We start from the raw sequence: 20,242 nt of genomic DNA on the forward strand, positions 1-20,242 counted from the left end.
GTCTCACACCCTACTGTCGAGGGGGGACAGTCCGGCGGGCCTGTGGACAACGCCCGACGGGTCCAGGCCGTGGTCCGGTACAAGGTGTTGTCGGGGCTTGGTCAACACGCTTCAATGCGGGGGAACTCGGGGCCGTGAACGACGGCGTCCGGATGCGGCGTGCGGGATGTGCGCACGCCGCGGCGCCGACGGGGTGGTCCCGCCAGAACCGCGCGAACGGTCTGACCAGCCGTTGTGATCATTCACAGAAAGGCCCCTGTGCATGCGGTACGCCACACAGCACGCGGACCTCGCCACCGAGGAAACCGAGCAAGCCCAGGAAGCCCAGGAAATCCCGGAAACCGTGACACCGGAAGCCGTGACAGCGGAGGAAGCAGAGGGAGCCGAGGAGGCAGAGGAGCTGGACACGGCCCTGCGGGGCGGCCCCTTCCACGTCGCCCTGCGCGCCGCGATAGCCGCCCGCGGACTTCCGCTCCAGCGCGTCCAGCACCATCTGTCGCGCTACGGCGTCAGGGTGGGCGTCACGAGCCTGAGCTACTGGCAGCAGGGCGCCCGGCGTCCGCAGCGCCCCGAGTCCCTGCGTGCCGTACGCGCCCTGGAGGAGATCCTGCGGCTGCCTGACGAGTCGCTGATACGGCTGCTCGCCGAGGCCGACGAGCGCTCGGCCGGACAGCACCCCGCCGCCCGCTCCTACCGCTCCCTGGTGGAGGCCTCCGACGTCCTGGACCAGCTGCGCGCCGAGCTGGGCTGGTCCCTCGACGGCGGTCTGCACGATCTCGGGCACCACGAGCAGGTACGGATCGGAGCGCGCCGCGAGCTGGCGGCCCGTGAGTCGCACCACATCGTGCGGGCCGACCGGGACGGGGTGGACCGCTACGTGGCCGTCCACCACGGCGACCCGGGCTGCGCGCCCGAGCGCATCGCGGTGCACGCCCTGGAGAACTGCCGCACGGGGCGCGTCCGCGTGGACCAGGAGACCGGCGTGGTCGTGGCCGAGCTGCTCTTCGGCACCCGGCTGCGCTCCGGTGACACCTTCCTCTTCCGGTACGGCGTCGAGGACGGCACGGCGGGGGCCGCCCGCGAGTACGTCCGCGGTTTCGCCTTCCCCGGTGGCCAGTACGCGCTCCAGGTGCGGTTCGACGCCGACGCCCTGCCGGTGCGCTGCCACCGGTTCACCCAGCACTCCGCGGCGGCTCCGCGCGGCGGCCGTCAGGAGCTCGCCCTCAGCGGGCCCTACCGCTCGGTGCACCTCGTGGAGCCACGGGTGCGGCCGGGCATCGTGGGGATCGGCTGGGACTGGGAGTGAGGTGAGGAGGGCGGCCTCGGCGGCGGGCGCCGGCCGGGGCCGCCCCCCTGCCGGTCAGGCGATCAGGCGCCCGGCCCCGCGACGATCTTTCCCTTGACGACCTTGACCGACAGCTCGTTCAACGGCTCGGTCGCCGGTGCCTGCACCACCTTGCCGGTCCGGGCGTCGAACTCACTTCCGTGACACGGGCAGATCAGGGTCGTCCCCTGCAGCTTGTTGATCGCGCATCCGGCGTGCGTGCAGATCGTGCTGTACGCCTTGAGGCCGCCGTCGCCGGCGCGGCTGACGACCACGTTGTGGTCCCGGTACAGCGCGGCACTCCCCTTCGCGACCTCGCTCTCGGCCCCCAGTTCCACCGGCGCGGTCGGCGTCGCGTCCGCCGAGGCGCCGTTGCCCGGGGCCCCGCAGGCGGCGAGCCCTAGCCCGGCGAGCGGAGCGGCGGCGGCTCCTCGAAGGACGGTACGGCGGCTCGCGGGGGTGGGCCGGTCGGGCATCTGTTTCTCCCCAGGTCAGCGGTGGTGCAGGGCGACGATACCCGGCGCGGGGAGGAGGAGAGCCGCGGGGTGCATAAGCGATTGCGCGAGCGTTTACGCCTGGGAGCGCAGGAAGCGCGCAAGCGTTTACGTCTGTCGCCGGATGAGATACGTTCCCGGCCAGAAGGCCCGCCGCGGCCGCTCGGGGAGGAAACGCCATGCCCACGATGGCCGACGTCGCACGCAGCGCCGGAGTGTCCGTGGCGACGGTGTCCCACGTACTGAACGGCACCCGCCCCGTGCTGCCCGACACGCGCCAGGCCGTGCTGGACGCGATCGACGAGCTCGGCTACACGCCCAACACCCTCGCCCGTTCTCTGGTGACGTCCCGCACCCGCTCCATCGGGCTCGCGGTGTCGGCGATCAGCAACCCGTACTTCACGGAGATTCTCCAGGGCGTCGAGGCCGCCGCTCTGGAGCAGGGCTACAGCCTGCTCATCGCCGACCCGCACGACGACCCCGAGCACGAACGCAAGGTCGTCCAACTGCTCCACGAACGACGCGTGGACGGCATGATCGTCACGCCCTCCGCGGACCCGCGCGCGCTGGTCGCCTACCTCGGCCGGCACGCCGTACCGACCGTGTTTCTGGATCGGGTGCCCGATCTCCGCGCCGCCCACGGTGACGCTCTCCCGCGCTTCGACCAGGTCTGCGCCGAGAGCACCGAACCCATGGCGCAGCTCGTCACCCACCTCGCCGGACGGGGCCACCGGCGGATCGGCCTGGTCGCCGGTCTGCCCGGGCTCAGCACCACCCGCGAGCGACTCACCGGCTACCGCGACGGCCTCGCCATGTCCGGCCTGGCCCACGACGAGCGCCTCGTGGTGCCCGGCAACTCCACGGCGGCCGGCGCCGAGCAGGCCACCGCGTCCCTGCTGTCGCTCGCCTCTCCCCCCACGGCGCTCATCACCGCCAACAACACGATGGCCCTCGGCGTCCTGCGCACCCTGCGCGAGCGCGGCCTGTCCGTGCCGGACGACATCGCCCTGTGCTGCTTCGACGACTTCGCCTGGGCGGACCTGTTCTCCCCCAGGCTCACCGCCGTCGCACAGCCCAGCAGGGAGATCGGTGCGCGGGCCGTCCATGTGCTGCTCGACCGCCTGGCCGAGCCGGACCGGCCCGCCCGCACCGTGAGGCTCCCCTGCACCTTCGTCCATCGCACGTCGTGCGGTTGCCCGGAGCCGTCCGCGAGTTCCGGGCAACCCGCGCAGTCCGATGAGCCCGAGCAGCCGGATCAAGCCGAGCAGCCCAGGAAAGGAAGCGTCTCGTGATCGTCGTCGCCGGTGAGGCACTGATCGACCTCGTACCGCAGGGCACGGGTGCCCTCGCGAGCCTGAAACCGGCGCTCGGTGGCGGCCCGTACAACACGGCCGTGGCCCTCGGCCGCCTCGGCTCCCCCACGGCCTTCTGCTCCCGCACGTCGTACGACGCGTTCGGCGAGGCCCTGCTCGACGGGCTGCGGCAGGCGGGCGTGGACGTCTCGGGTGTCCAGCGCGGTACGGAGGCGACCACCCTCGCCGTCGCCACCGTCGACGGAGACGGCTCGGCCGCCTACTCCTTCTACGTCGAGGGCACCGCCGACCGCCTGTTCACGGCCCCTGCCCGTCTCCCGGCCACCACACGCGCGGTGTCCTTCGGCACCTGCTCGCTCGTCCTGGAGCCGGGAGCGAGCGCCTACGAGGAGCTGATGCGCACCGCGGCCGCGCAGGGCCTCTTCACCGCCCTCGATCCGAACATCCGGGCGGGTCTGATCCCCGACGCCGACGCCTACCGGGCACGTTTCCGGACCTGGCTGCCGTCGGTGACGCTGCTGAAGCTCTCCGAGGAGGACGCACAGTGGCTGGGGGGCACCCCGCGCGAGTGGCTGGCCTCGGGTCCCTCGGCCGTGGTGGTCACGCGGGGCGGCGACGGGCTCACCGTCTTCACCCGGGACGGCACGGAGCACTCCGTTCCGGGCGAGAAGGTCGAGGTCGTCGACACGATCGGCGCCGGTGACACGGTCAACGCGGCCTTGCTGCACGGCCTGTCCGCCCAGAACGCCCTCTCCCCCGAGGCCCTCGCCGGCCTGGGCGCCGACGGCTGGACGCGACTCCTGCGGTTCGCGGCACGCGCGGCGGCGATCACCTGCTCACGGGCAGGGGCGGAGCCGCCGTATGCCGCTGAACTGGGGGACTTTTAGCGGGCCTTGTGCGCCCAGCCCGTGGGGAGCGCGTGCAGCACAGCCGGAGCGCCTTCCCGGGGCACGGTCAGCGGCCGCCGCTCACCGCTCGCAGGGCGCCCGGGGTACGACCGTTGAGGTGGTCGAGGGCCGCGGCGGTGGCCTCGTCGGCGGCGAGATGGACGGTCAGTCGCTGGCCGGCGTCCGGGAGGGTGAGCGTCTCGAACGACAGGCGCAGCCGACCCACCTCGGGATGTTCGACGAGGTCGGTCCCTGACCGGGCGGGCAGGGACGGAACCGCGGCGAGCCGCTCGCTGAACGGCGCTCCCGCGGTGACCGTCAACTCGTCGGCGAGGGCGGCGACATGAGGGTCGTGCCGGGGCACCTCGTGCCGCATATGGGCGATCTGCTCGTCGGCGATCCGATCCCAGGCCGGGTACACCGCGCGGGCCCGATCGTCGGTGAACAGGTACCGCATGATGTTGGGCGGCCGGCCGTCGAGCAGCCCGAGCGGTCGGGCGTACCGCTCGTAGCCCTTGGTGTACGCCACGATGTCGCCGACCCAGTTGAACAGGACGGCCGGTGTGGGCTCCAGGCCGTCGAGCAGTGCCTGGACCGTGGGGCGCACGGTGAGCGCGGGGACCGGGGCCGAGGCGCAGAACACCCTGTCGACGCCGTGCTGCTCCTTGACCAGGCGGTGCAGCAGGAACCGGTCGGTCGGTGGCAGCCGCAGCGCGTCTCCCAGGGCGCCCAGCACCTGGGCGGACGGGTTGCGGTCGCGGCCCTGTTCGAGCCGGGTGAGGTACTCGACGCTGATACCGGCGAGGGTGGCCAGCTCCGCTCGGCGCAGTCCGGGCGTGCGTCGGCGGAGTCCCGTGGGCAGGCCCACCTCGGCGGGGGTGACGGCCTCGCGGCGGGAGCGCAGGAACGCCCCCAGTTCGTTGTCACTCACCGCTCGAACGTACCTCCCGTGCCCGCCGGAAGGGTGGCCCTGCGACTACCACCCTCGGCACGGTCTCCCTCGCGCCGGCGACGGCCCCGAGGGTGGAGGCATGACTCAGGACAACGCCCCTCGCACACTGACCACTCCCGCGCTCCCTCTGGCGGCGGGCGACTGGGAACTGGACTCCCTGCACTCGGCCGTCAACTTCACCATCCGCCACCTCGGGATCGCCAAGGTACGCGGCCGGTTCAGCGACGTGAAGGCCGAGCTGTACGTCGGTGGGACGACCGACGATGTGAAGGTGAGCGCGGAGATCGCTCTTGCCTCTATCGACACCGGGAACCCCGATCGCGACGCCCACACCCGCTCGGCCGATCTCCTGGACGTGGAGCGGCGGCCGACCATGACGTTCCGCTCGACGCGCGTGTCCGCGCAGGGTGAGGACTGGTCGATGGAAGGGGACTTGACCATCGGGGACGTGACCCGTCCGGTGACGCTCGCCGTCGAGTTCGGCGGGGTGGTGGACTCCCCTGTGGATCAGAGGAGGCACGCCGGGTTCGAGGCGACGGGCGAGATCCGGCGCAGCGACTTCGGGCTGGACTTCGGAACCGGGCTCCTCGGTGATGTTGTCAAGGTGCAGCTGGACATGCAGTTCGTGGAACCTGTCGAACCGCAGGGCCAGGGTGGCTGACAGTGGAACGAGCGGCGCCCCGCGGGGAGTTCCCACGGGGCGCCGCTCTTCTGAGGATGTGTCAGGACACGTCCTGTGACCGGCTCAGGCCTTGCGTGCCCGTGTCGTCTTCTTCGCGGCCGCGGTCTTCTTCGTCACCCCGGCGGCCTTCTTGGTCGCCGTGTTGTTGGCGGACTTGGCCGCGGTGGTGGCCCGGGCCGTGGCCGTCTTCCTCGCCGTCGACTTGGCCGCGACCGTCTTCTTGGCCGCCGTCTTGCGCGGGGCCGGCACCGAGACCGCGTCGCTGACGCGGTCGGGGCCGAGGATCTCGCGCAGGAACTTGCCGGTGTGGCTGGCCGGGACCGAGGCGACCTCCTCGGGGGTGCCCTCGGCGACGACCAGACCGCCTCCGGCGCCACCCTCCGGACCCATGTCGACGACCCAGTCGGCCGTCTTGATCACGTCGAGGTTGTGCTCGATGACGATGACCGTGTTGCCCTTGTCGACCAGGCCGCCCAGGACCTTCAGCAGCTTGCTGATGTCCTCGAAGTGCAGACCGGTGGTCGGCTCGTCCAGGACGTAGACCGTGCGGCCGGTGGAGCGCTTCTGCAGCTCGCTGGCGAGCTTCACGCGCTGTGCCTCACCACCGGACAGGGTGGTCGCGGACTGGCCGAGACGGACGTAGCCGAGACCGACCTCGCTCAGCGTCCTGAGGTGACGGGCGATCGCCGGGACGGCCTCGAAGAACTCGAGGGCCTCGTCGATCGGCATGTTCAGGACGTCGGCGATGGACTTGCCCTTGTAGTGGACGTCCAGGGTCTCCCGGTTGTAGCGGGCACCGTGGCAGACCTCGCACGGGACGTACACGTCCGGCAGGAAGTTCATCTCGATCTTGATCGTGCCGTCGCCCGCGCAGTTCTCGCAGCGACCGCCCTTGACGTTGAAGGAGAAGCGGCCGGGCAGGTAGCCGCGGACCTTCGCCTCGGTCGTCTCGGCGAACAGCTTGCGGACGTGGTCGAAGACGCCGGTGTACGTCGCCGGGTTCGAGCGCGGGGTGCGGCCGATGGGCGACTGGTCGACGTGGACGACCTTGTCGACGAGGTCGTCGCCGTCCACGCGCGTGTGCCGCCCCGGCACGTTCCTGGCGCCGTTCAGCTCGCGGGCCAGGTGCGTGTAGAGGATGTCGTTGACCAGCGTCGACTTGCCGGAACCGGACACGCCCGTGACGGCGGTGAACAGGCCCAGCGGGAAGGACACGTCGATGTCCTGCAGGTTGTTCTCGCGGGCGCCGTGCACCGTGAGCTGCCGTGACGCGTCGCGCGGGCGCCGCATGTCCGGCAGCGGGATCGACTTCTTGCCGGACAGGTACTGACCGGTCTGCGACTCGGCGTTGGCGAGCAGTCCCTCCAGGGCTCCGCTGTGCACGACCTTGCCGCCGTGCTCGCCCGCGCCGGGACCGATGTCGACGACCCAGTCGGCGACCTTGATGGTGTCCTCGTCGTGCTCGACGACGATGAGCGTGTTGCCCATGTCGCGCAGCCGCACGAGGGTCTCGATCAGCCGGTGGTTGTCGCGCTGGTGCAGGCCGATGGACGGCTCGTCGAGGACGTACAGGACGCCGACGAGTCCGGAGCCGATCTGGGTGGCCAGCCGGATGCGCTGGGCCTCCCCGCCGGACAGCGTGCCGGCCGCGCGGTTCAGCGAGAGGTAGTCGAGGCCGACGTCGACCAGGAAGCGCAGCCGCTCGTTGACCTCCTTGAGCACGCGCTCGGCGATCTTCTTGTCGCGCGCGTTGAGCTTCAGCTCTCCCAGGAATTCCGCGCAGTCGCTGATGGACATGCTGGAGACCTCGGCGATCGACTTCCCCATGACCGTGACGGCGAGGACGATCGGCTTCAGGCGCGTGCCCTCACAGGTCGGGCAGGGCACCTCGCGCATGTAGCCCTCGAAGCGCTCGCGGCTCGCGTCGCTCTCGGCCTCGCTGTGCCGGCGCTTGACGAAGGGGACGGCGCCTTCGAAGGCCGTCGTGTACACGCGCTGGCGGCCGTACCTGTTGCGGTACCGGACCTCGATCTGCGTCTTGTGGCCGTACAGCAGGGCCTTCTTGGCGCGCTGCGGCAGCCCGGCGAAGGGGATGTCGGTCCGGAAGCCGAGCGCGTCCGCCAGGGCGCCGACCAGCCGGCCGAAGTAGTCCTTGGTGTGCCCGTGCGACCAGGGGTGGATGGCGCCCTCGTCGAGGGACTTCTCCTCGTCCGGGACGATCAGCTCCGGGTCGACCTCCATCCGCGTGCCGATGCCGGTGCACTCGGGGCAGGCGCCGAAGGGCGAGTTGAAGGAGAAGGAGCGGGGCTCGAGCTCCTCGAAGGACAGGTCGTCGTACGGGCAGTACAGGTGCTCCGAGTACATGCGCTCGCGCTCGGGGTCGTCCTGGGGGAGGTCGACGAAGTCGAGCACGACCATGCCGCCGGACAGCCCGAGCGCGGTCTCCACGGAGTCGGTGAGGCGGCGCTTGGCGGAGTCCTTGACCGTGAGGCGGTCGACGACCACCTCGATGGTGTGCTTCTCCTGCTTCTTCAGCGTGGGCGGGTCGGAGAGCTGGATGGTCTCGCCGTCCACGCGCGCGCGGCTGTAGCCCTTGGTCTGGAGGTCGGAGAAGAGGTCGACGAACTCGCCCTTGCGCTCGCGCACCAGCGGCGACAGCACCTGGAAGCGGCTTCCCTCCGGCAGCTCCAGGACCTTGTCGACGATGGCCTGCGGCGACTGGCGCGAGATCGGGCGGGAGCACTCGGGGCAGTGCGGCTTGCCGATGCGCGCGAAGAGCAGACGCAGGTAGTCGTAGACCTCGGTGATGGTGCCGACCGTCGAGCGGGGGTTGCGCGAGGTCGACTTCTGGTCGATGGAAACCGCCGGGGAGAGGCCCTCGATGAAGTCGACGTCCGGCTTGTCCATCTGGCCGAGGAACTGCCGGGCGTACGAGGAGAGCGACTCCACGTACCGCCGCTGGCCCTCGGCGAAGATCGTGTCGAACGCCAGCGAGGACTTGCCCGAACCCGACAGGCCCGTGAAGACGATGAGCGAGTCGCGTGGCAGGTCGAGCGAGACATTCTTCAGGTTGTGCTCGCGCGCGCCACGGACGATGAGACGGTCGGCCACGCCGGTCCGCACCTTTCTTGAGAGAAGTGACAGGGGCGAGGCCCCCGTACTTCTTCAGACTAGAGGGAGCCACTGACAACGACGGTCGGATGCCCGGTTGCATAACACTCCCCGACCATCCAGCATGCCCGACGCCGCAACCGAAGATATCGCACTTACATTCGATTCTCGGAGGTCGGTCCACATCCTTCACCCGAAGGAGTGGCGCCGCTAGGGTCGCCGCATGATGGATCACGCCCACGACCTGGCATCTGTACGAGACGCATCCGACCGGCTCCTCAACGCAGTCGCCTCCTGGGACGACGCAGCCGTGACCGAGCCCTCACGTCTGCCCGGCTGGACCCGGGGTCATGTCCTCGCGCACCTCGCCCGCAACGCGGACGCCCTCGTGAACGTCCTCGAGGGGCGCCCCATGTACGTCTCCGCCGAGGCCCGGAACGCCGACATCGAGCGGGACGCCGCGCGCCCCCTCGCCGCCCACCTCGCGGACCTGCGCGAGAGCGCCGCCCGCTTCCAGGAGGCGGGGGCCGTGCCCGCGGACTGGTCGCGCACGGTCGAGCTGCGCGGCGGGGTCACCGACTCGGCGGCCCGGCTGCCGTTCCGGCGGTGGGTGGAGGTCGAGCTGCACCACGTGGACCTCGGGGCCGGGTACGAGTTGGAGGATCTCCCGACGGAGTTCGTGGAGCGGGAGATCGCCTTCCTCGCGGAGCGCTTCGCCGGGCACCAGGACGTCCCCGCGATCGACCTGGTCACCGACAGGGGCCGGGTCGGGGGTACCGGCGGGGGTGCGGCGGGCGGTCCCGTCACGGTGGAGGGTTCGACCGCCGACCTGCTCGGCTGGCTGTCGGGGCGCCGGGACGGCTCCGCGCTGACGGTCAAGGGCGGGGCGCTGCCGACGCTTCCATCGCTGTAGGCGGGCGCTGCGTCGACCGTAGGCCCACGCTTTCCTGGCTGCAGTGCATGAGCGGGCCCCGGACGGCTCCCCCGCTATAGGCTGATCGTCATGACGTACAGCGGTGAGGTGACGGTCGGCGGACCGGCGGACGTGCACGAGCTGAAGGACCTGATGATCACCAAGATCGCGGTCGGTCCGATGAACAACAACGCCTACCTGCTGCGCTGCAGGGCCACGGACGAGCAGTTGCTGATCGACGCGGCCAACGAGGCGGAGAAGCTCCTCGGCATGATCGGTCACGATGGCATCGCGTCCGTCGTCACCACGCACCGGCACGGTGACCACTGGCAGGCACTCCCCGATGTCGTCGCGGCCACGCGCGCGCGTACGTACGCGGGACGCGACGACGCGGACGGCATCCCCGTACCGACCGACATCCCCGTCGACGACGGCGACGTGATCGAGGTGGGGCGCGTGAAGCTCACGGCGCGCCATCTGGTGGGGCACACACCGGGCTCGATCGCGCTGGTCTACGACGACCCGCACGGCCACCCGCACGTGTTCACCGGCGACTGCCTCTTCCCGGGCGGCGTGGGCAACACGCACAAGGATCCGCAGGCGTTCGCCAGCCTGATCCACGACGTCGAGACGAAGATCTTCGACGTGCTGCCGGACGAGACCTGGATCTACCCGGGCCACGGCAACGACACCACGCTGGGCGCCGAACGCCCCCACCTTCCGGAGTGGCACGCGCGCGGGTGGTGAGCGCCGCCGTAGCGAGCCCTACGCCTGGGACTGCGCCGCGCCCACCAGCGCGGCCACCCGCTCCACGCCGAACACGTACCCCTGCACGCCGCACCCAGCGATGACACCGTCGGCGCGCAGGGAGACGTACGAGTGGTGCCGGAACGGCTCGCGCTGGTGGACGTTGGAGATGTGGACCTCCAACACCGGCATGCCGTCACAGGCGTTGAGCGCATCCAGGATCGCGACCGACGTGTGTGAGTAGGCGGCCGGGTTGATGACGATCCCGCAGTGGTTGAGCCGCGCCTCGTGGATCCAGTCGACGAGCTCACCCTCGTGATTGGACTGCCGGAAGTCCACCGTGCCGCCGTGCGCGGCCGCGGCCTTGGCGCACATCGCCTCGATGTCGGCCAGGGTGTCCGTGCCGTAGATCTCCGGCTGGCGCTGGCCGAGCAGGTTCAGGTTGGGCCCGTTGAGGATCATGATCGGGGCATTGGCCAGGGTGCGGGGCACGGTTCCTCCGGTCCGTTCAGGGTGGCGGGCGGTCCACTGATGACCGCCGCTCAGACTCGGTTTATCACGGTGCGCGGGCACGGGGGCGGGCCGTACCCTCCCGGGATGACGAGCATCTCGTACCCGCCGAAGCCGTCGCCCGGCGACCGCATAGCCGTGCTGTCCCCGTCCGCGGGCCTGCCCGGACTCTTCCCGCGCCCTTACGAACTGGGGCTGGAGCGGCTGCGCCAGGAGTACGGCCTCGAACCGGTCGAGTACCCGACCACCCGAACGATGGGCGCCACGCCGCAGGCACGGGCCGACGACCTTCATGCCGCCTTCGCCGACCCGGGCATCAAGGCGGTCATCGCCTCGATCGGCGGCGACGACCAGATCACGGTACTGCCGCAGCTGGACCGGGAGTTGATCCGCGCCGACCCGAAGCCGTTCTTCGGGATGAGCGACAACACGAACCTGCTCGCGTTCCTGTGCAACAGCGGCATCGTCGGCTACCACGGGGCGACGGTGATGACCGCGCTCGGCCGTCCGGGAGCCATGCATCCGCAGACCGCCGCGTCCCTGCGGGCGGCGTTGTTCACCTCCGGCGAGTACGAACTCGCGCCGGCCGGGCGCTGGCGCGACATCGAGCGCGACTGGAGGGACCCGGCCACCTTCGCGGCGGAACCGGAGATGCGGGCGGGCACGGGGTGGAGCTGGCTGAACGCCGACCGGGTGGTGGAGGGCCGCGGTTGGGGCGGCTGCCTGGAGATCGTCGGCTCGCTGCTGATGGCGGACCGCGAGGTCTCCCACGACCTCACGGAGTACGACGGCGGCGTGCTGTTCCTGGAGACCTCGGAGGAGTTGCCGAGCGCCACGGAGGTCTTCACCACCCTGCGGAACATGGGCGAACGCGGCCTGCTGGGACGGTTCTCCGCCCTGCTGATGGGGCGCCCGAAGACCTGGTCCTTCGCGTGCCCCAACGGCCCCGAGGAGGCCGCGCGTTACGCCGCCGAGCAGCGGCAGGCCGTACAGCGCGCGCTCCGTATGTACGCCCCTGACATGCTCGTCGTCTTCGATGTGGACTTCGGCCACACCGACCCTCAACTCGTCCTCCCCTACGGAGGCATGATCCGCGTCGACGGCGCCGCCCGGCGCATCACGGTCACCTACTGAAGCGCGCCTCACCTCCGCACACCCCCATAACGCACGATCACGGTGGGTAGTTGACGCGGCATGCACGATGTACGCACCGTAAGGACGCCCTCCATGCTGCGGCTCGCGGCCGCCTCGCTCGCCGGGACCGCGATCGAGTTCTACGACTTCTTCGTCTACGGCACCGCGGCGGCCCTCGTTCTGGGGCCGCTGTTCTTCCCGACGTTCTCGCCGGTGGCGGGGACACTGGCGGCCTTCGGGACATTCAGCGTGGGGTTCGTGGCCCGGCCTCTGGGCTCGGTGCTGTTCGGGCACGTCGGAGACCGGCGTGGCCGGCGTCCGGTCCTTGTCGCCTCGCTCCTGCTGACCGGGGCCTCGACGGTCGCGGTCGGCTGTGTGCCGACGTACGGCACGATCGGCGTGACCGCTCCCGTGCTGCTGCTCGTCCTGCGCTTCCTGCAGGGGCTGGGGCTCGGTGGGGAGTGGGGCGGGGCCGTGCTGCTGACCGCGGAGCACGCGCCCGCCGGACGACGGGCCCTGTGGTCGAGCTTTCCGCAGGTCGGGCCGTCGCTGGGGTTCCTGCTCGCCAATGGTGTGATGCTGGCCCTGTCGGCGACGCTGTCCGACGCGCGGTTCGAGCAGTGGGGGTGGCGCGTGCCGTTCTGGGTGGGCGGGGCGCTGGCCGTGGCCGGGCTGTGGCTGCGCTCGTCGCTCACGGAGAGCCCCCGGTTCCTGGAGATCGAGGACCACGCGCGCGTGCCGCTCGCCGACGTCGTACGGCACCACTGGCGGCTGGTGCTGCTGACGGCCGGGGCGCTGGCGGTCGGGTACGCGGTGTTCTACGCGGTGACGACCTGGTCCCTGGCGTATGCGACGGAGCGGCTGGGCGTGAGCCGCACCGTCATGCTGACCTGCATCATGGCCGCCGTGGTGGTGAAGGGCGCGCTCACGCCCGTGATGGCGCTGCTCGGCGACCGCTACGGACGCCGGCCCCTGTGCCTGGCGGGGTGCACGGCCAGCGCCGTGTGGATGTTCCCGATGGTCTCGCTCCTGGCGACCGGCGAACCGCTGCTGATGTTTCTCGGCTTCCTCGGGTCCCTGATCTCGTTCATCGCCATGTTCGCGGTGATCGCCGCCTATCTGCCGGAGCTGTACGAGCCGCGGCTGCGCTGCACCGGCGCTGCGGTCGGCTACAACCTCGGCGGGGTGCTCGGGGGCGCGCTCACTCCCTTCGCGGCGACGGCGCTCGCGGCGCATGGAGGGCGGGTTCCCTGGGGTGTGGGCACCTATCTGACGGGCATCGCGCTGCTCAGCCTCGCCTGCTTCACCCTGCTGCCGGAGACCCGCCCGGCTCCGGCACCGGCGGTCGAGCCGGCTGCGGGGTGACGGCTTCCGCGGGCACCCGCGGCCACGACTACGCGGCGCTCGGGGGCGGTAGGCGCCTCCGCGCGGGGCCGCCCGCTAGGGATTGATCGCCAACTCCAGGTACGCGGCGAACAGCACCAGGTGCACGCCACCCTGCAGCGGCGTGGCCCGCCCCGGAACCACCGTCAGAGAGCCCACCACCACCGTCAGGGCGAGCAGCAGCATGTGGGTGGCGCCGAGGCCGAGGACCAGCGGCCCGGGGAGCCAGACGCTGGCGAGGGCGACGGCGGGGATGGTGAGTCCGATGCTGGCCATCGCCGAGCCGAGGGCGAGGTTGAGGCTGGTCTGGACCCGGTCACGGCGGGCCGAGCGCAGCGCGGCGATCGTCTCGGGGAGCAGCACGAGCAGCGCGATGACCACACCGACGACGGCCTGGGGCAGACCGGCGGCCTGCACGCCGGATTCGATGGCGGGAGACACACCCTTGGCCAGGCCGACCACGCCGATCAGGGCGAGACCCAGCAGGACGAGACTGGTCCAGGCCGCACGCGCGGACGGCATCGCCGCGTGATCGTCCGCGGTGATCACGTCGCCCTGCCGGGTGATCGGCAGGAAGTAGGTGCGGTGCCGCACCGTCTGGGTCGCCACGAACAGGCCGTAAAGGATCAACGAGGTCAGCGCGGCGAAGGTCAGCTGCACCCCGGAGAACTCCGGGCCGGGCTTGCTGGTCGTGAAGGTCGGCAGCACCAGGCTCAACGTGGCCAGGGTCGCCACGGTCGCCAGGGCGGCGCCGGTGCCCTCGGGGTTGAAGACGGCGGTGCCGTGGCGGAGGGACGCCATGAGCAGACACAGGCCGACGATGCCATTGCAGGTGATCATCACGGCCGCGAAGACCGTGTCCCGGGCCAGCGTCGCGCTCTTGGCGCCGCCGTCGGCCATGAGGGTGACGATCAGGGCGACCTCGATGATCGTGACGGCGATGGCGAGGACCAGGGAGCCGAACGGTTCGCCCACGCGGTGGGCGACCACCTCGGCGTGGTGGACGGCCGCCAGCACGGCCCCGGCGAGGACCACGCACGCCAGCACGACGACCGCGACGGGCTGATGCCGCCCCCAGGTGAGGCCGAGAAGGACGACCGCGAGCACCGGCACGAGGACCGTCCACTGCGTGGCGAGCGACGTGAGCCGCCTGTTCATGCAGCAGCGGTGGCCGGGCGTACGGGGTTCGCATGCCGGTCCTCTCTTTTCCGGGGGTCCGGCGCCGGCACGGCACGGACCCCCGTCGGTTCGGGTGTCGGGCTCGGCTACCTGGGCTCGCTCATCTCCAAGACGTCGCACTCCAGGATGGTCGGCGGCCTCGTGCACAGGGCCGTCATCCGCTCGGCGAACTGCTTCGCCTCGGGGCTCTGTCCGCTGCGCATGGCCTCGTCGTACGAGTTGAACATGAGCACTTCGATATAGCGGCCCGGATTGCTCCTGTCCTTGAGGACCGCTTGGCGCTCGGGGCCGTACTCGCTGCCCCCGAAGCGCTTCTCGATGTCTCTGGCGAGGTCTCGCATCTCGTCGATGCGCTCGGTCTCGAAGTCGATGATCTGCACGTACTTCATCGGTTCCTCCACCCGGCCGCGGCGCCCCCGAGGCGGGAACGCTCAGCAACCACGGAATCACCCTCGGCGAGGGTCGGCAATTCGCGGGGCATCGCTCCCCGTCTCGGCCGCTGCCTGCCGCTTCCCGGAGGCCATCAGGCTGGTGATCGTGGTGACGATCAGGACGACGCAGATCACGCCGAGCGAGACCGGAATGCTGATCTCCGGGACGTGCACCCCCGACTCGTGCAACGCGTGCAGCACCAGCTTGACGCCGATGAAACCGAGAATGATCGACAGGCCGTACGAGAGATGGACCAGCTTCTCCAGCAGGCCGCCTATCAGGAAGTAGAGCTGCCGCAGGCCCATGAGGGCGAAGGCGTTGGCGGTGAAGACGATGTACGGGTCCTGCGTCAGGCCGAAGATCGCCGGGATCGAGTCGAGCGCGAACAGCACGTCGGTGGTGCCGATCGCCAGCATCACGACCAGCATCGGCGTCATGACGCGCTTGCCGTTCTGCCGGATCCACAGCTTGGTGCCGTGGTAGCGGTCGGCCACTCCGAACCTGCGTTCAACGGCCTTGAGCAGCTTGTTCTCCTCGTACTCCTCGTCCTCCTCCTTGGACCGGGCGTCCTGGATGAGCTTCCAGGCTGTCCAGACGAGGAAGGCGCCGAAGAGGTAGAACACCCAGGAGAAACTGGCGATGATCGCGGCTCCCGCGGCGATGAAGACGGCCCGCAGGACCAGGGCTATCAGTACGCCGACGAGCAGCACCCGCTGCTGATAGCGCGACGGCACCGCGAACTTCGCCATGATCAGGACGAAGACGAAGAGGTTGTCGACGCTCAGCGACTTCTCGGTGATGTAGCCCGCGAAGAACTCTCCGGCGGGCCGACCGCCGCCGAAGAAGAGCAGCCCGAGGCCGAACAGACCGGCCAGGGTGATCCAGACGGCCGTCCAGACGCCGGCTTCCTTGACGGATACGTCATGGGGCTTGCGGCCGATGACGAAATCGGCCGCGACCAAGGCCACGAGACCCGCGATGGTCAGGACCCACAGGGTCACGGAAACATCCACTACGCCTCCGGTTGGTAACGGCAACCATCGATGTCGTTGTCACCGGAGGTCTCTTCCACCCAGACGGGCCGACGCCCCGGGATCCGATCCGATCCGTACTGACGGGTGCGTCGCAGCAGATGGGGAGTACTCCCCTCCGTACGAAGACAGTACCCCAATTGCCAAGGGAAGGTAAAGTCCTTGGCAAAGAAAAGCTAAATAACCTGGTCAACCGCTCTTTACTCGTACTTGGTTCACGCCTGCAAGGCCCCTACAGGTGCGGCAGGATCGCAGGCATCAGGTCCTGGAAGGTGCGGCCGTCGGCCGGGGCCCCCAGGGCGGTCATCGTCCAGCCGGTACCGGACCGGTGCACCTTGGCCATGATCTGGGCGGTGTACTCGCCGCCGCCCGCCAGCGTGTAGCGGGCGAGTTCCTGGCCGTTGGTCTCGTCGACCAGGCGGCAGAACGCGTTCTGCACTTCCTGGAAGGTCTGGCCCGTGAAGGAGTTGACGGTGAAGACGATCTGGTCGATGCGGGCGGGCACACGCTGCAGGTCGACGAGGATAGCCTCGTCGTCCCCGCCACGGCCCGCACCCCCGACGACGTTGTCACCGGTGTGACGCACGGAGCCGTCGTCACTCACCAGGTGCCGGAAGAACACGACGTCGACCGGCTTCTTGTCGGCGAACAGCACCGCGGAGGCGTCCAGGTCGATCTCCCGCGTCCGCGAACCGAACAGGCCGCGCCGGGGAGCCGCCTGCCAGCCGAGCCCCATCCGGACCGCGGTCAGGGAGCCCCCGTCCTTCTTCTCCAGACTGATGGCCTGACCCTTGGTCATGTTGACCGTCACGGCTGATTCCCCTTTCGGATGGCCCCGGGTACCGCGGAATCCGCGGTTGTCCAGAACCCTACGCAGGGGTAATGACAGTGCCGAGCCCCGGCCCGCGCTTTGTGTCGCGGTTGCAACACTCCGCGCTGAGACCGAGGTCCGGCACGGTCCGCGGGGTCAGGCCAGGCCCGCCTCCCTCATCTGGCGCAGCTCCTTCTTCATCTCCGAGACCTCGTCCCGCAGCCGGGCCGCGATCTCGAACTGCAGGTCCGCCGCAGCGGCCCGCATCCGCTCCGTCATCTCCTCGATCTGCTCGGCGAGTTCGGTGGCAGGGCGGTCGGTCGGCACCGCGTCCTTGGCCTTTGCCTTGGTCTTGCCCTTGGCGGCCTTCGCGCCCTTGGCAGCCTTGTCGGCGAGCGCCGGTACAGGGGCCTTGGCGCCTCTGCCGTCCTTCGTCTTGCGGTAGCCGGAGCCGAGCAACTGCTCGGTGTCGACCTCCTCGCGGGCGATCTGCGCGACGATGTCGTTGATCTTCTTGCGGAGCGGCTGCGGGTCGATGCCGTTGGCCTTGTTGTAGGCGATCTGCTTCTCCCGGCGGCGGTTGGTCTCCTCGATGGCCCTCTCCATCGCCGGGGTGATCTTGTCAGCGTACATGTGGACCTGGCCGGAGACGTTGCGCGCCGCACGGCCGATGGTCTGGATCAGCGACGTACCGGAGCGCAGGAAGCCCTCCTTGTCGGCGTCGAGGATCGCCACCAGGGACACCTCGGGCAGGTCGAGGCCCTCACGCAGCAGGTTGATGCCGACCAGGACGTCGAACTCGCCGGAGCGCAGCTCGCGCAGCAGCTCTACGCGGCGCAGCGTGTCCACGTCGCTGTGCAGATAGCGCACCTGGATGCCGAGTTCCAGGAAGTAGTCCGTGAGGTCCTCGGCCATCTTCTTGGTGAGCGTGGTGACCAGGACGCGTTCGTCCTTCTCGGTGCGCTCGCGGATCTCGTGCACCAGGTCGTCGATCTGGCCCTCGGTGGGCTTGACGACGACCTCCGGGTCGACGAGGCCGGTGGGGCGGATGATCTGCTCGACGACGCCGTTCCCTCGGGACAGCTCGAAGGTGCCCGGGGTCGCCGACAGGTAGACGGTCTGCCCGATCCGCTCCCGGAACTCCTCGAACTTCAGCGGGCGGTTGTCCAGGGCGGAGGGCAGCCGGAAGCCGTGGTCGACGAGGGTGCGCTTACGGGAGGCGTCGCCCTCGTACATGGCGCCGATCTGCGGCACGGTGTTGTGCGACTCGTCGATGACGAGCAGGAAGTCTTCCGGGAAGTAGTCGAGCAGGGTGTTGGGCGGGGAGCCGGGCGAGCGGCCGTCGAAGTGCATCGAGTAGTTCTCGACGCCGGAGCAGCTGCCGATCTGGCGGAGCATCTCGATGTCGTACGTGGTGCGCATCCGCAGGCGCTGGGCCTCCAGGAGCTTGCCCTGCTTCTCCAGGTCGGTCAGGCGCTCCACCAGCTCCTTCTCGATGTCGTTGACGGCCCGCTCCATGCGCTCGGGGCCGGCGACGTAGTGGGAGGCCGGGAAGACGTACAGCTGCTGGTCGTCGCTGATGATCTCGCCCGTGACCGGGTGGAGCGTGGACAGCGCCTCGATCTCGTCGCCGAACATCTCGATGCGGACGGCGAGCTCCTCGTACACCGGGAAGATCTCGATGGTGTCGCCGCGGACCCGGAACGTGCCGCGCGTGAACGCCACGTCGTTGCGCGTGTACTGGATGTCCACGAAGCGGCGCAGCAGCTCGTCCCGGTCGATCTCCTCGTCGACCTTCAGGGGCACCATGCGGTCCACGTACTCCTGCGGCGTACCCAGGCCGTAGATGCAGGAGACCGAGGCGACCACGACGACGTCGCGGCGGGTGAGCAGCGAGTTGGTCGCGGAGTGGCGCAGGCGCTCGACCTCCTCGTTGATCGAGGAGTCCTTCTCGATGTAGGTGTCCGACTGCGGGACGTAGGCCTCGGGCTGGTAGTAGTCGTAGTACGAGACGAAGTACTCGACCGCGTTGTTCGGCAGGAGCTCGCGGAACTCGTTGGCCAGCTGGGCGGCCAGTGTCTTGTTCGGTGCCATCACGAGGGTGGGTCGCTGGAGCTTCTCGATCATCCACGCCGTCGTGGCGGACTTGCCGGTGCCGGTCGCGCCCAGCAGGACGACGTCCTTCTCACCGGCCTCGACGCGCTTGGCCAGCTCGGCGATGGCCGCCGGCTGGTCACCGCTGGGCTGGTAGGAGCTGACGACCTCGAAGGGCGCCACCGTGCGTTCGATGTGGGAAACGGGCCGCATGCAACCAACCGTACGACCCCGCACTGACAACGGGTCCGGATCACCAGTTCTGCGAAGCGTGCGAGCGGCGATACGCCTGCTGGCCGGCTTCCTGTCCGGGGCGGAGCAGCGGGCGGCGGCCCGGGTGGGGGGCGACGGCGGCGGCCGGGATGCCCGGCTTGCGCTCGGCGCGGCTCCAGTCGGGCCTGCCCATGATCATCAGCGGGTCGAACATCACGACGACGCCCGCGAGGAGAAGGAAGGCGAAAGGGCCGATCAGCATGGGAGCGAGCGTGGTGGCGGGCGGACTGTCCACGGCGCCCTGCGCGGCGTGGTGCACGTGGACGCTGAGAGCGGCCATGCCGGTGTAGTGCATCCCGCTGACGGCGAGCCCCATGACGAGGCTCGCTCCCACGCTCCACAGGACGCCGCGCACCTGTCCGGCGGCCCAGAGAGCGGTGGTGGCGGCCACGACCGCGATCACGACCGAGGCGGCCACGGTGAGCGTGTTGTAGGCGAACTTTCCGTCGAGTCGGACGGCCGCCATGCCGAGGTAGTGCATCGAGGCGACGCCCAACCCGGTGATCGTTCCGCCGGTGAACAGTGCCGCTCCCGTCGCGCCGCGGTAGCCGACGATGAAGATCCCGACGCCCACCAAGACAATGGCGAGACCGAGGCTCGCGTACGTCATCGGTTCGTCGTAGTGGAGGGGGGTCTCCTTGACGGTGAAGCCCATCATGGCGACGAAGTGCATGGTCCATATGCCGGAGCCGATCGCGGCCGAGCCCAGGGCGAGCCATGCGGGCCGCCAGGGATGGGCCACCAGCATCGATCTCGTGGTGCAGCGCAGGCCGAGGGCACCGCCCAGGCAGGCCATCAGATAGGCCACCAGCGGGGTCACGACTCCGTAGCTGAATCCATCGACCGTGCCTTGCATGCGCGGCTGCCCTTCACCCTCTTGCTTTTGCGTCCCGGAATACTTGACTCGCGCCCCCGTCCCAGGACCCTCGGGCGGTCGGGGTTGACGCTGAGAGTATGACCCCCACCGGAATG

At 69.9% G+C, this 20,242-nt stretch carries 18 protein-coding genes; 8 read left to right on the top strand and 10 right to left on the bottom strand.

Annotated elements, in window-relative coordinates; translation table 11 throughout:
- Nucleotides 1-262: 262 nt before the first annotated feature.
- Nucleotides 263-1,306 carry a hypothetical protein gene (locus ABZ910_RS03335; RefSeq protein WP_361358420.1) on the top strand — a complete coding sequence of 348 codons (1,044 nt, stop codon included), beginning with the start codon at nt 263-265 and terminating at the stop codon, nt 1,304-1,306.
- Between the two features lie 62 nt (nt 1,307-1,368).
- On the opposite strand, the gene ABZ910_RS03340 is transcribed toward ABZ910_RS03335, so the two are convergent.
- Nucleotides 1,369-1,800 (bottom strand): Rieske (2Fe-2S) protein, encoded by a 432-nt coding sequence (locus ABZ910_RS03340; RefSeq protein ID WP_361358423.1) that lies wholly within the window; start codon nt 1,798-1,800, stop codon nt 1,369-1,371.
- A 197-nt stretch (nt 1,801-1,997) separates the two neighbouring features.
- Here ABZ910_RS03340 and ABZ910_RS03345 point away from each other — a divergent pair, with 197 nt between their 5' ends.
- Nucleotides 1,998-3,110: a LacI family DNA-binding transcriptional regulator gene (locus ABZ910_RS03345; RefSeq protein WP_361358426.1), complete on the top strand. Its 1,113-nt coding sequence runs from the start codon at nt 1,998-2,000 to the stop codon at nt 3,108-3,110.
- Complete coding sequence (locus tag ABZ910_RS03350; protein WP_361358429.1) at nt 3,107-4,018, top strand: carbohydrate kinase; 912 nt, start codon at nt 3,107-3,109, stop codon at nt 4,016-4,018. The genes ABZ910_RS03345 and ABZ910_RS03350 overlap by 4 nt, the downstream gene beginning before the upstream one ends.
- Before the next feature lie 67 nt (nt 4,019-4,085).
- On the opposite strand, the gene ABZ910_RS03355 is transcribed toward ABZ910_RS03350, so the two are convergent.
- Nucleotides 4,086-4,949 carry a helix-turn-helix transcriptional regulator gene (locus ABZ910_RS03355; protein WP_361358432.1) on the bottom strand — a complete coding sequence of 288 codons (864 nt, stop codon included), beginning with the start codon at nt 4,947-4,949 and terminating at the stop codon, nt 4,086-4,088.
- Nucleotides 4,950-5,049: 100 nt separating this feature from the next.
- On the opposite strand from ABZ910_RS03355, the gene ABZ910_RS03360 reads away from it, so the two are divergent.
- On the top strand, nt 5,050-5,631 hold the full coding sequence (locus tag ABZ910_RS03360; protein ID WP_361358435.1) for a YceI family protein: 582 nt from the start codon (nt 5,050-5,052) through the stop codon (nt 5,629-5,631).
- Nucleotides 5,632-5,715: 84 nt separating this feature from the next.
- Here the strand turns inward: ABZ910_RS03360 and uvrA are convergent, their stop codons facing one another.
- Nucleotides 5,716-8,763, bottom strand: coding sequence for an excinuclease ABC subunit UvrA (gene uvrA, locus ABZ910_RS03365; RefSeq protein ID WP_361358438.1), 3,048 nt, complete (start codon nt 8,761-8,763; stop codon nt 5,716-5,718).
- Nucleotides 8,764-8,986: 223 nt separating this feature from the next.
- On the opposite strand from uvrA, the gene ABZ910_RS03370 reads away from it, so the two are divergent.
- Both ABZ910_RS03370 and ABZ910_RS03375 read left to right on the top strand, forming a co-directional pair.
- On the top strand, nt 8,987-9,676 hold the full coding sequence (locus tag ABZ910_RS03370; RefSeq protein ID WP_361358441.1) for a maleylpyruvate isomerase family mycothiol-dependent enzyme: 690 nt from the start codon (nt 8,987-8,989) through the stop codon (nt 9,674-9,676).
- Between the two features lie 90 nt (nt 9,677-9,766).
- Nucleotides 9,767-10,423: an MBL fold metallo-hydrolase gene (locus ABZ910_RS03375; protein WP_361358444.1), complete on the top strand. Its 657-nt coding sequence runs from the start codon at nt 9,767-9,769 to the stop codon at nt 10,421-10,423.
- A gap of 18 nt (nt 10,424-10,441) precedes the next feature.
- Here the strand turns inward: ABZ910_RS03375 and aroQ are convergent, their stop codons facing one another.
- Nucleotides 10,442-10,915 carry a type II 3-dehydroquinate dehydratase gene (aroQ, locus tag ABZ910_RS03380; protein ID WP_361358447.1) on the bottom strand — a complete coding sequence of 158 codons (474 nt, stop codon included), beginning with the start codon at nt 10,913-10,915 and terminating at the stop codon, nt 10,442-10,444.
- A gap of 105 nt (nt 10,916-11,020) precedes the next feature.
- Between aroQ and ABZ910_RS03385 the strand changes: the two genes are divergently transcribed.
- Entirely contained in the window at nt 11,021-12,067 is a 1,047-nt protein-coding gene (locus tag ABZ910_RS03385) for a S66 peptidase family protein (protein ID WP_361358450.1), read from the top strand.
- A 93-nt stretch (nt 12,068-12,160) separates the two neighbouring features.
- A complete protein-coding gene (locus tag ABZ910_RS03390; protein WP_361358453.1) occupies nt 12,161-13,432 on the top strand; it encodes an MFS transporter in 1,272 nt (423 codons plus the stop codon).
- 75 nt (nt 13,433-13,507) lie between these two features.
- Here ABZ910_RS03390 and ABZ910_RS03395 read toward each other — a convergent pair whose 3' ends face one another.
- The 6 genes from ABZ910_RS03395 to ABZ910_RS03420 all read right to left on the bottom strand — a co-directional run bounded on the left by ABZ910_RS03395 (nt 13,508) and on the right by ABZ910_RS03420 (nt 20,126).
- Entirely contained in the window at nt 13,508-14,608 is a 1,101-nt protein-coding gene (locus ABZ910_RS03395) for an ionic transporter y4hA (protein ID WP_361358456.1), read from the bottom strand.
- 107 nt (nt 14,609-14,715) lie between these two features.
- Nucleotides 14,716-15,018, bottom strand: coding sequence for a hypothetical protein (locus ABZ910_RS03400; RefSeq protein ID WP_361358464.1), 303 nt, complete (start codon nt 15,016-15,018; stop codon nt 14,716-14,718).
- A gap of 57 nt (nt 15,019-15,075) precedes the next feature.
- The gene (locus ABZ910_RS03405) at nt 15,076-16,074 is read right to left on the bottom strand and encodes a TerC family protein (protein ID WP_361358467.1); all 999 of its coding nucleotides are present in this window, start codon (nt 16,072-16,074) and stop codon (nt 15,076-15,078) included.
- Between the two features lie 250 nt (nt 16,075-16,324).
- Nucleotides 16,325-16,903, bottom strand: coding sequence for a TerD family protein (locus ABZ910_RS03410; RefSeq protein ID WP_361358469.1), 579 nt, complete (start codon nt 16,901-16,903; stop codon nt 16,325-16,327).
- A gap of 156 nt (nt 16,904-17,059) precedes the next feature.
- Entirely contained in the window at nt 17,060-19,210 is a 2,151-nt protein-coding gene (gene uvrB / locus ABZ910_RS03415; protein WP_361358472.1) for an excinuclease ABC subunit UvrB, read from the bottom strand.
- A gap of 40 nt (nt 19,211-19,250) precedes the next feature.
- Entirely contained in the window at nt 19,251-20,126 is an 876-nt protein-coding gene (locus ABZ910_RS03420) for an MHYT domain-containing protein (RefSeq protein ID WP_361358475.1), read from the bottom strand.
- Between the last annotated feature and the right edge of the window lie 116 nt (nt 20,127-20,242).

Origin of the sequence: Streptomyces sp. NPDC046805 (assembly GCF_040645355.1) — a bacterium.
GTDB lineage: Bacteria > Actinomycetota > Actinomycetes > Streptomycetales > Streptomycetaceae > Streptomyces.

What these genes read in the sequence shown, in the direction of transcription:
- ABZ910_RS03335 (WP_361358420.1), top strand. Translation starts at nt 263, where the DNA reads ATGCGGTACGCCACACAGCACGCGGACCTCGCCACCGAGGAAACCGAG.
- ABZ910_RS03340 (WP_361358423.1), bottom strand. Translation starts at nt 1,800, where the DNA reads ATGCCCGACCGGCCCACCCCCGCGAGCCGCCGTACCGTCCTTCGAGGA.
- ABZ910_RS03345 (WP_361358426.1), top strand. Translation starts at nt 1,998, where the DNA reads ATGCCCACGATGGCCGACGTCGCACGCAGCGCCGGAGTGTCCGTGGCG.
- ABZ910_RS03360 (WP_361358435.1), top strand. Translation starts at nt 5,050, where the DNA reads ATGACTCAGGACAACGCCCCTCGCACACTGACCACTCCCGCGCTCCCT.
- ABZ910_RS03370 (WP_361358441.1), top strand. Translation starts at nt 8,987, where the DNA reads ATGATGGATCACGCCCACGACCTGGCATCTGTACGAGACGCATCCGAC.
- ABZ910_RS03375 (WP_361358444.1), top strand. Translation starts at nt 9,767, where the DNA reads ATGACGTACAGCGGTGAGGTGACGGTCGGCGGACCGGCGGACGTGCAC.
- ABZ910_RS03385 (WP_361358450.1), top strand. Translation starts at nt 11,021, where the DNA reads ATGACGAGCATCTCGTACCCGCCGAAGCCGTCGCCCGGCGACCGCATA.
- ABZ910_RS03390 (WP_361358453.1), top strand. Translation starts at nt 12,161, where the DNA reads ATGCTGCGGCTCGCGGCCGCCTCGCTCGCCGGGACCGCGATCGAGTTC.
- ABZ910_RS03395 (WP_361358456.1), bottom strand. Translation starts at nt 14,608, where the DNA reads ATGAACAGGCGGCTCACGTCGCTCGCCACGCAGTGGACGGTCCTCGTG.
- ABZ910_RS03400 (WP_361358464.1), bottom strand. Translation starts at nt 15,018, where the DNA reads ATGAAGTACGTGCAGATCATCGACTTCGAGACCGAGCGCATCGACGAG.
- uvrB (WP_361358472.1), bottom strand. Translation starts at nt 19,210, where the DNA reads ATGCGGCCCGTTTCCCACATCGAACGCACGGTGGCGCCCTTCGAGGTC.
- ABZ910_RS03420 (WP_361358475.1), bottom strand. Translation starts at nt 20,126, where the DNA reads ATGCAAGGCACGGTCGATGGATTCAGCTACGGAGTCGTGACCCCGCTG.